This window comes from Bradyrhizobium sp. LeoA1Lang, assembly GCF_055413685.1.
Window position 1 is genome coordinate 35,525 of sequence record NZ_JBVAPG010000067.1, and the last position, 9,837, is coordinate 45,361.

At 63.0% G+C, this 9,837-nt stretch carries 11 protein-coding genes; 7 read left to right on the plus strand and 4 right to left on the minus strand.

Annotated elements, in window-relative coordinates; all coding sequences use genetic code 11:
* Window positions 1-163: 163 nt before the first annotated feature.
* Together ACZYOF_RS22385 and ACZYOF_RS22390 are read left to right on the plus strand one after the other, a co-directional pair.
* Complete coding sequence (locus ACZYOF_RS22385) at window positions 164-955, plus strand: Bax inhibitor-1/YccA family protein (RefSeq protein ID WP_130579827.1); 792 nt, start codon at window positions 164-166, stop codon at window positions 953-955.
* 207 nt (window positions 956-1,162) lie between these two features.
* A complete protein-coding gene (locus tag ACZYOF_RS22390) occupies window positions 1,163-1,708 on the plus strand; it encodes a GNAT family N-acetyltransferase (RefSeq protein WP_130579839.1) in 546 nt (181 codons plus the stop codon).
* 121 nt (window positions 1,709-1,829) lie between these two features.
* Here ACZYOF_RS22390 and ACZYOF_RS22395 read toward each other — a convergent pair whose 3' ends face one another.
* From ACZYOF_RS22395 to acnA, 3 genes are all read right to left on the minus strand, one after another.
* The gene (locus tag ACZYOF_RS22395; protein ID WP_463717129.1) at window positions 1,830-2,201 is read right to left on the minus strand and encodes a DUF2794 domain-containing protein; all 372 of its coding nucleotides are present in this window, start codon (window positions 2,199-2,201) and stop codon (window positions 1,830-1,832) included.
* 447 nt (window positions 2,202-2,648) lie between these two features.
* Complete coding sequence (locus ACZYOF_RS22400; RefSeq protein WP_463717130.1) at window positions 2,649-3,407, minus strand: DUF1223 domain-containing protein; 759 nt, start codon at window positions 3,405-3,407, stop codon at window positions 2,649-2,651.
* A gap of 164 nt (window positions 3,408-3,571) precedes the next feature.
* On the minus strand, window positions 3,572-6,292 hold the full coding sequence (gene acnA, locus ACZYOF_RS22405) for an aconitate hydratase AcnA (RefSeq protein WP_463717131.1): 2,721 nt from the start codon (window positions 6,290-6,292) through the stop codon (window positions 3,572-3,574).
* 311 nt (window positions 6,293-6,603) lie between these two features.
* Here acnA and ccmA point away from each other — a divergent pair, with 311 nt between their 5' ends.
* The 5 genes from ccmA (at window position 6,604) to ACZYOF_RS22430 (ending at window position 9,549) form a co-directional block, all read left to right on the plus strand.
* Entirely contained in the window at window positions 6,604-7,206 is a 603-nt protein-coding gene (gene ccmA / locus ACZYOF_RS22410) for a heme ABC exporter ATP-binding protein CcmA (protein ID WP_282528776.1), read from the plus strand.
* Window positions 7,203-7,871, plus strand: a complete 669-nt coding sequence (gene ccmB / locus ACZYOF_RS22415; RefSeq protein ID WP_394566450.1) for a heme exporter protein CcmB — start codon at window positions 7,203-7,205, stop codon at window positions 7,869-7,871. The genes ccmA and ccmB overlap by 4 nt, the downstream gene beginning before the upstream one ends.
* 72 nt (window positions 7,872-7,943) lie before the next feature.
* Window positions 7,944-8,675 carry a heme ABC transporter permease gene (locus ACZYOF_RS22420; protein WP_282528774.1) on the plus strand — a complete coding sequence of 244 codons (732 nt, stop codon included), beginning with the start codon at window positions 7,944-7,946 and terminating at the stop codon, window positions 8,673-8,675.
* Entirely contained in the window at window positions 8,675-8,857 is a 183-nt protein-coding gene (gene ccmD / locus ACZYOF_RS22425) for a heme exporter protein CcmD (RefSeq protein ID WP_463717132.1), read from the plus strand. The genes ACZYOF_RS22420 and ccmD overlap by 1 nt, the downstream gene beginning before the upstream one ends.
* A 98-nt stretch (window positions 8,858-8,955) precedes the next feature.
* Window positions 8,956-9,549, plus strand: coding sequence for a DsbE family thiol:disulfide interchange protein (locus ACZYOF_RS22430; RefSeq protein WP_130579833.1), 594 nt, complete (start codon window positions 8,956-8,958; stop codon window positions 9,547-9,549).
* Between the two features lie 72 nt (window positions 9,550-9,621).
* Here the strand turns inward: ACZYOF_RS22430 and ACZYOF_RS22435 are convergent.
* Window positions 9,622-9,837 (minus strand): transposase (locus ACZYOF_RS22435; protein ID WP_463717133.1); only part of this gene is annotated, 216 nt, incomplete at its 5' end.

The window sequence follows — 9,837 nt, forward strand, 5'->3', positions numbered from 1 at the left end:
CGTGGAAGCTTGCGGCGGTTGTGTTAGTTTCCCACATACAGCTCGGGTCGGATGGACGGTTTGATGACACGGATTTTAATGTCCGCAGGCCGCGCTATCTGAGATAAATTTACCGCCGGCGCCGCAAATCCCTTGCGACCGGAACAACCACGGGAATTCGACCATGTCGGACCTAGACCGTAACTATGCTTCTCCCTTCGGCCGGGCCGCCGGTCGCATTGACACTGCGACGGTCGACGCCGGTCTGCGCGCCTACATGCTGCGCATCTACAACTACATGTCCATCGGCCTCGCGATCACGGGCCTCGCCGCGCTCGGCGTCTATATGGCGGCGGTGACGGCGGATCCGTCCGCAGCCGTGGCGAAGTTCGGCAGCGCCTACCTGACGCAGTTCGGCTACGCGATGTTCGTCAGCCCGCTGAAGTGGCTGTTCATCCTCGCGCCGCTGGTGATGGTGTTCGTGATCTCGGCCGGCATCAACAGGCTGCAGCCCGCGACTGCCCAGCTCCTGTTCTGGGTGTTCTCGGCGCTGATGGGCCTCTCGCTGTCGTCGATCTTCCTGGTGTATACGCACACCTCGATCGTACGGGTGTTCTTCATCACCGCGGCGACCTTCGGTGCGCTCAGCCTCTACGGCTACACCACCAAGCGTGACATGAGCGGTATGGGCTCGTTCCTGTTCATGGGCCTGATCGGCATCATCATCGCCAGCCTGGTCAACCTGTTCCTGGCGAGCTCGGCGCTGCAGTTCATCGTTTCGGTGGTCGGCGTGCTGGTGTTCGCGGGCCTCACCGCCTGGGATACGCAGCGGCTGAAGAACGACTACATCTACGGCTACGCCTCGCAGGGTGGCGCGATTGCCGAGCGTGCGGCGATCACCGGCGCACTCTCGCTCTACCTGAACTTCATCAACCTGTTCACGCTGCTTCTGCAGCTCCTCGGACAGCGCGACTAAGCGCCTCCGGATAGCCAACGATCGAAGCCCCGGCCTCACCGCCGGGGCTTTTCGTTTGCGCGCTCAGTCCGCCATGCCGGGGCTCGTTCCCGGGCATCCACGTCCTTTGTGACCATGGGCGAGAAAGGCGTGGATGGCCCGGTCAAGCCCGGCCATGACGGATAACGAGAGCGTTGCTCCCCGGAAACCTGCTGCTATCTTGCCGCCATGTCCGCCGCCGAGATCAGGCCCGCCACTGAGGCCGACCTTCCCTCCGTCACTGCGATTTACGAGCACGCCGTGCGCTTCGGCACCGCGACGTTCGAGCTGGTCCCGCCGGACCTTTCGGAGATGACGCGCCGCTTCAGGGCGCTGACAGATGGCGGCTTTCCCTATTTCATCGCCGTCCTTGACGGACGCGTGGTCGGCTATGCCTATGCCGCCGCCTACCGCCCGCGTCCGGCCTATCGCTTCACGGTGGAGAATTCGATTTATCTGGATCCCTCGATCCACCGCCGCGGCGTCGGCCTGCAACTGCTGCAGCGGCTGATCAGCGAATGCGAGGCGCGCGGCTACCGGCAGATGATCGCGGTGATCGGGGACTCCGCCAACGCCGGCTCGATCGGCGTTCACCTCAAGACCGGCTTCACGCTGATCGGAACCCACCCGAGCGTCGGCTTGAAGTTCGGCCGCTGGCTCGACACGGTGATGATGCAGCGCGCGCTCGGCGCCGGCGCGACCACGGTGCCCTCAGAGGATCCGGGACGGCGTTAGCTCTCCGTCATTCCGGGGCGCGCGTAAGCGCGAACCCGGAATCCAGAGGTTGGTGAGAGCTCAATTTGCCGCACGAGATTCCGGGTTCGCTTCGCGCCCCGGAATGACGGACGCGCCGGCCTTAAACGACCGCCAGCCTGCGGTCGATCACGAGCAGCACGCGCTCCAGCTCATGGCCGCGGCGCAGGATCAGGCCGGTCGCCGAGATCACGCTGTACATGCCCTGCTTGCGGGCGAGCCGCGGGTCCTTCTCGATTCGATAGATCGGGACTTCGGAGGAGCGGCGGAACACCGAGAATACGGCGCGCTCCTTGAGGAAGTCGATGGCGTAATCGCGCCACTCGCCATCGGCGACCATGCGGCCATAGAGATTGAGGATCCGATTGAGTTCGAGACGATTGAACGTGACGCGGTTCTGTAGCGGGCTGGTGGCGGCGGGCCGCGCCGCCGCGCGAAGCCCGCTTGGATCGGTGTCCTCCGATATCAATATCATCAAGCGCCTCCTGTCATCCGGCTGACATGATTGCGCTAACCGGCCAGCGCCGCAAGGGTTCGCAGCCGGCCGCGCGACATATGGGAAAATTTTCCAGGGGTCACAGTATCGTTAGAAAGAATCATATTGCTGCCCCACTTCCGCCCATCGCCCGCCCCGCTACCCTGCGACAAGGAAATCCTGCGTTGGCCCGGTTCTTTCGGTTCCGGATTCCTCAGCCCCCAGCCCCCCGGGGCCGTCGGAGCCGGGCCTGTTCGCAGGGGAGTTAACTCCCTTTTGACTGGGCCAACGAGAGTTGGTCCTTTTCTTTTTTGGGGTTCCCTCGCGATACGTCATTCCGGGGCGCGCGCCAGCGTGAACCTGGAATCTGGAAGTGATGCGCGAGATTCCGGGTTCGCGCGATGCGCGCGCCGGAATGACAAAGTGTGGTGGGTTTGATCCTAGGCCTTACCGCAGCAGCGTCATGGCCGCGCCGAGCATCGGGCCGGGCTTGTCGCGATTGCCGTCCTGGACATAGACAACGGCGGCATCCACACCTTCACGCGTGATGTTCTCGATCGGCACGGTCCAGCTTCCCGCGCTGCCGTTCCAGTCGCCGACCTTCAGGAGATTACGCACCACGTTGTGGTAGGTGATCTCTTGGCCGCGATTCTCGCCGCGCCCGATCGAGATCGGCACCGCCTTGGAGATCGAGCAGATCCAGACTTCGCCATGCTTGACGCGCGGCCCGTTGCTCGCAGCCACCGAGACATTGATCTGCTTGCCGGACAGCGACATCGTCACCGGCACCGACATCACGCCCTCAGTCGCGGTATCCTTGATCGCAGTCTCGATGCCGACGCGATCGCTGCCAATCACCTTCGCTGAGCCGTTAACGATAACTTGCGGCGTGTAGACGTCGCGGTCGCCGCGCACATGCGAATAGGCTTTCTGGCGCGCACTGAAGCGCGAATCGGCCAGCGTGTCCTTCCACCCTAGATAATCCCAGTAGTCGATCGGCATGCTGAGCGCGATGACATCAGGGTCCTTGGCGAGTTCGCCGATGATCTTGTCGGCGGGCGGACAGGACGAACAACCTTGCGAGGTGAAGAGCTCGACGACCGCACGCGGATCGGCGTGAGCAGGTCGGATGATCGCGATAATGGCGCAAACACTGAGCGCACCGGACCAAAGCGAAAGACGATTATAGGCCATCATCGCTGTCATAGTGAGAACCGATCGTGATGATTTCCATCCGTACTTGTACGGGGCATGAGAGACGACCCTGAAGAGTGTGTATGCCCCTGACGTGCGAAAGCGGCCTTTTTCATAGGCCGCCCGCATTTTCCTAGCCATTCACGTAGCAGTGAGGCACCGATCACAAATCCGCGTTAGGCCGCGAGCTTGCGCAGCACATAGTGCAGGATGCCGCCGTTGCGATAGTAATCGAGCTCATCGAGCGTATCGATGCGACAAAGCAGCGGGACATGCTGCACCGAGCCATCGCTGGAGGTGACGTCCGCCGTCAGCATCTGACGCGGCTTCAAATCGCCCTGCAAGCCACGAATCGTGACCTTCTCGTCGCCCTTGATGCCCAGCGACTGCCACGACGTGCCCGGCTCGAAGGTGAGTGGCAGCACACCCATGCCGACCAGGTTGGAGCGATGGATGCGCTCAAAGCTCTGGCAGATCACTGCGCGAACACCGAGCAGGCGGGTGCCCTTGGCAGCCCAGTCGCGCGAGGAGCCGTTGCCGTACTCGGCGCCGGCGAACACAACGAGCGGCACGCCTTCCGCCTGGTACTTCATCGCGGCATCGTAGATCGACATCTGCTCGCCGTCGGGCCAGTGCTTGGTATTTCCGCCTTCCGGAATGTTGCCGTCGGCGCCCTTGAGCATGAAGTTCTTGATGCGGATATTGGCAAAGGTGCCGCGCATCATGACCTCATGGTTGCCGCGCCGCGTGCCGTACTGGTTGAAGTCGGCGGGCCGCACCTGATGCTCGCTCAAGAATTTACCGGCGGGCGAAGTCAGCTTGATCGAACCGGCCGGCGAGATGTGGTCGGTCGTGATCTTGTCGCCGAACATGGCGAGGATCCGCGCCTCGACGATGTCGGTGATCGGCTCGGGCTCCTTCTTCATGCCCTCGAAATAAGGCGGGTTTTGCACATAGGTCGAGCTCATGTTCCAGCGATAGGTCTCGCTCTCGACCGTCTTGATCTTGCGCCAGTTGGTGTCGCCCTTGAACACGTCGGCGTATTTCTTCTTGAAGATCGACGCGGTGACGAACTTCTTCATGAAGGCGTTGATTTCCTTCGCGGTCGGCCAAATGTCCTTCAGGTAGACCGGCTTGCCGTCCTTGCCCTCGCCGATCGGCTCGACCGCGAGATCCTTGGTCACGGTGCCAGCCAGCGCGTGCGCCACGACCAGCGGCGGCGAGGCGAGATAATTCGCCTGCACGTCGGGGCTGACGCGGCCCTCGAAGTTGCGGTTGCCCGACAACACGGCAGCAGCAACGATGCCATTGTCGTTGATCGACTTCGAAATCTCTTCCGGCAGCGGGCCGGAATTGCCGATGCAGGTGGTGCAGCCGAAGCCGACCAGGTTGAAGCCGACCTTGTCGAGATCGGCCTGCAGGCCGGAATTGGCGAGATATTCCGCCACAACCTGGCTGCCCGGGGCGAGCGAGGTTTTCACCCAGGGCTTCGCCTTCAGGCCCTTGGCGACCGCATTGCGCGCCAGCAGGCCGGCGCCGATCAGGACGCTGGGATTGGAGGTGTTGGTGCAGGAGGTGATCGCGGCGATCACGACGTCGCCATGGCCGAGATCGAATTTGCGATCTTCGACCGGGTAGCGCTTCGCCGCATCATCGGCCTTCTTGTATTCGCTGGCGAGTGCGGTCGCGAAACCGGAGGCAACCGTCGGCAGGGCGATGCGGCCCTCGGGACGCTTCGGGCCGGCCATCGACGGCACGACGTCCTTGAGATCGAGCGTCAAGGTTTCCGTGAACTTCGGATCAGTCGATTTCGCCGTGCGGAACAGTCCCTGCGCCTTGGCGTAGGTTGAGACCAGCGCGACGCGGTCCGCCTTGCGGCCGGAGGTCTTCAGATAATCGATGGTCGCGGCGTCCACCGGGAAGAAGCCGCAGGTCGCGCCATATTCCGGCGCCATGTTGCCGATCGTCGCCTTGTCCGCGACCGAGAGGTAGTCGAGGCCGGGGCCGAAGAACTCGACGAACTTGCCGACCACGCCCTGCTTGCGCAGCATCTGCGTCACGGTCAGCACCAGGTCGGTCGCGGTGACACCCTCCTTGAGCTGGCCCTTGAGCTTGAAGCCGACCACTTCGGGCAGCAGCATCGACAAGGGCTGGCCGAGCATGCAGGCTTCCGCCTCGATGCCGCCGACGCCCCAGCCGAGCACGGCAAGGCCGTTGACCATGGTGGTGTGCGAATCAGTTCCGACCAGCGAATCAGGATAGGCGACTTCGAAGGTGCCGGTCTTCTTGCCGACCGTCATCTTCTCCTTCTTGGTCCAGACCGTCTGGGCCAGATATTCGAGATTGACCTGGTGGCAGATGCCGGTGCCGGGCGGCACCACCGAGAAGTTCGAGAACGCCTTCTGGCCCCATTTCAGGAACTCGTAGCGCTCCTGATTCTGCTTGTATTCCTCGACCACGTTCTTGGCGAAAGCCTTGTTGTCGCCGAAGAAGTTGACGATCACGGAGTGGTCGATGACGAGGTCGACCGGCACCAGCGGGTTGATCTTCTCCGCATCGCCGCCGAGATTCTGCATCGCATTGCGCATCGCCGCGAGATCGACCACGGCGGGAACGCCCGTGAAATCCTGCATCAGCACGCGCGCGGGGCGGAACGCAATTTCATGCTCGAGCTTGCGCTTCCTCAGCCATTTGCTGACCGCGACAATGTCTTCCTTCTTGACGGTGCGGCCGTCCTCGTTGCGCAGAAGGTTTTCAAGCAGCACCTTCATCGAGTATGGCAGCTTCGAAATGCCCTTCAGACCGTTCTTCTCTGCCGTAGGCAGGCTGTAATAGACGTAGGTCTTGCCACCGACCTTCAGGGTCTTGCGGCATTTGAAGCTGTCGAGCGATGTCATGCGAGGAAATCCCACTTATTCCGTTATACCCGGCAAGGGTATTTTTATACCGGCAGCGGCGAGGTCGGCTTCCCGCTTGCGGAGGCCGATGGTGTGCTGCATCAAGTTCCGGGGCTTATAGAATCTTTCTAGAAGCGCCGCCACACCGACGAGCGCGCCACAGCCTTGTGCCACCCAAAAATTCTCAACGGCTAGCGAAAGATTTCTTTGAGCATGATCCGAAAAAGTGGGGACCGGTTTTCCCCGCGACAAACGCGAAGCGTTTGCGCGCAGATTATGCTCGGCCAGATCTAGAGGGCTGCGAGGGGATGATGCGGCTCTCGGGACACAATTTGCGATGCGTGCGGGGCGGCCGCGAAGTGTTTTCGGGATTAGGCTTTGCGGCGTCATCGGGCGAAGCACTCGCCATCACCGGCCCTAACGGCTCGGGCAAGACCTCGCTGTTGCGCGTGATCGCCGGCCTCTTGATGCCGTCGGACGGCGCGATCACGTTCGACGGCGGCGAGGCTGAACTGACGGTGGCCGAGCAGGCCCACTATCTCGGCCATCGCGACGCGCTGAAGCCGGCGCTGAGCGTGCTCGAAAATCTTTCCTTCTGGCGGGATTTTCTCGGCGGCGAATCTGATGACGCCGGCCGATGCCTCGCCTCCGTCGGCCTCGATCATGCCACGCATCTGCCCGCCGCCTATCTCTCCGCCGGCCAGCGCCGCCGGCTGTCGATCGCGCGGCTACTGGTCGCACGTCGGCCGGTCTGGCTGCTGGACGAACCGACCTCCGCGCTCGACACCAAAGGCCAGGACCTCTTCGTCAATTTGATGCGCGATCATCTGGCAGGCGGCGGCATCTTGATCGCCGCGACCCATACCCCGCTCGGCATCGACGTCAGGGAATTGCGCATGGGGGCCAAGTCATGACCGCGCTCCGGGCACTGATTCGGCGCGACATCCGGATTGCGCTCCGCGTCGGTGGTGGCGCGCTGATCGGCGTGTTGTTCTTCCTCACCGTCACCGTGCTGATGCCGTTCGCGGTCGGGCCGGACCTGGCGCTGCTTTCGCGGCTGGGGCCCGCGATCCTCTGGCTCGGCGCGCTGCTCGCGAGCCTTTTGACCCTCGATCGGCTGTTCACGGCCGACCACGAGGACGGCTCGCTCGATCTCATTGTCATGAGCCGGACGCCGCTCGAACTAGCCTGCGCGGCAAAGGCGCTGGCGCATTGGCTTGCCGCCGGACTGCCGCTGATCGTAGCGACGCCCGTGCTCGGGCTGTTGCTCAATCTCGATGGCACCGCGACGTTGGCGGTGGCGCTGACGCTGCTGGCGGGAACCCCCGCGCTCACCTTTACCGGCATGATCGGGGCGGCGCTCGCCGTCACGTTGCACCGCGGCGGGCTGCTCTTGGCCGTGCTGGTGCTGCCATTATCGATTCCCGTGCTGATTTTCGGTGTCGCAGCCTCGCAAGCCGCGATAACGGGCCCGATGTCGTTCGGAACCCCGTTCTCGATCCTCTGCGCGCTGTCGCTGGTGAGTTTCGTGGTCGGGCCTTTTGCCGCAGCCGCCAGCCTGCGGCATGGGCTGGATTGAGGTCAATCAACTCTTCACGAGAGGTTTTGGGCCAATTGCCTGCGACGCCGGCCGCGACTATCAGAGAGAGCCATGAGCCTGATCGACCTCGCCAACCCCACGAAATTCCTCGCGCTGACCGCGCGGGTGCTGCCGTGGCTTGCCGGCGCAACCGTGATCCTGCTCCTGATCGGGCTCTACCAGTCCGCGATGGCGCCGGACGACTACCAGCAGGGCGCGACAGTCAAGATCATGTTCATCCACGTGCCGAACGCGTGGCTGTCGATGTTCGTCTGGGGCATCATGAGCATCGCCTCGCTCGGCACGCTGGTATGGCGACATCCGCTCGCCGACGTCGCGGCCAAGGCCGCGGCCCCGATCGGCGCCGCCTTCACCTTCCTCGCCCTCGTCACCGGCTCGCTATGGGGCCGGCCGATGTGGGGCACCTATTGGGAATGGGACGCGCGGCTTACCTCCGTGCTGATCCTGTTCCTGATGTATCTCGGCCTGATCGCGCTGTGGCGCGCGGTGGAGGATCCCTCGCGCGCGGCGCGCGCCGCCGCCGTGCTCACGCTGGTCGGCGCGATCAACATCCCGATCATCAAATTCTCCGTCGACTGGTGGAACACGCTGCACCAGCCGGCATCCGTGATCCGGATGGGAGGGCCGACGCTGGACAATGCCTTCCTGATTCCGCTGCTGGTGATGGCGATCGCATTCTCGCTGCTGTTCATCACGCTGCACTTAGCGGCGATGCGGAACGAAATCCTGCGCCGCAGGGTGCGCAGCCTGCAGATGATGCAGGCCAATCAAAAGGCAGCGTGATGATGGCAGCGCTCGGCCCCTACGCCTCCTTCATCGCGACATCCTACGGGCTGGTGGCGGCCGTGATGGTGCTGCTGATCGTCTGGATCACGCTCGACTATCGCCAGCAGACGGCGCGGCTGCGCGAACTCGAGGCCAGCGGCATCGTCAGGCGCTCCGGGCGCGGCGCAGCGGAGATCTAGAGCATGATCCGGAAAAGTGGAAACCGGTTTTCCGAACAGATGCTCAAGCAAAGAGATGGGATCATGAATCCGATTCCATCCAATCGGATCATGATCTCATGAGCGAGCCCCTTGCCGAAACCGCGCCGCGGAGCCGGCGCTGGCTGGTGGCGCTGCCGCTGGTGGTCTTTGCCGCCCTTGCGGCGCTGTTCTTGCTCCGGCTCTATGGCGGCGATCCCTCGAGGATTCCATCGGCGCTGATCGGCCGGCCGGCGCCGCAGACCGCGCTGCCCGCGCTCGAGGGATTGGTCAGGGATGGCACGCAGGTGCCCGGGCTCGATCCCGCCGCCTTCAAGGGCAAGGTCAGCCTCGTCAACGTCTGGGCGTCCTGGTGCGTGCCATGTCATGACGAAGCGCCGCTCCTGACCGAGCTCGCCAAGGACAACCGACTGCAGCTCGTCGGCATCAACTACAAAGATGCACCCGACAACGCCCGCCGCTTCCTCGGCCGCTACGGCAATCCCTTCAGCATCGTCGGCGTCGACGCCAACGGCCGCGCCTCGATCGAATGGGGCGTCTACGGCGTGCCCGAGACCTTCATCGTCGGCCGCGAAGGCACCATCGTCTATAAGATGGTCGGACCGGTGACGCCGCAGAATTTCGACAGCGTGCTCAAGGTCGAGATCGAGAAGGCGCTCAAGGCCGGGACGTAGTTTCCCTCCGTCATTCCGGGGCGTGCGGAGCACGAGCCCGGAATCCATTGGCCCGCTAGGTCGCGTGGACAGTTATCTTAGCCAGAGCAGAGTTGCGGCGATAGCGACGACAGCGAAGTAATTTCGTGCGGTTTTTTCGTAGCGCGTAGCAACGCGCCTGAAACGCTTCAGTTTCGAGAAGCAGCATTCGATTAGATGACGCTCGGCATAGAGGGGTTTGTTGAGCGGATATTTGATTGCCCGTGAGGGGTTGTTCGGAATGACGGCTTGAGCGCCTTTTGCGGCGAT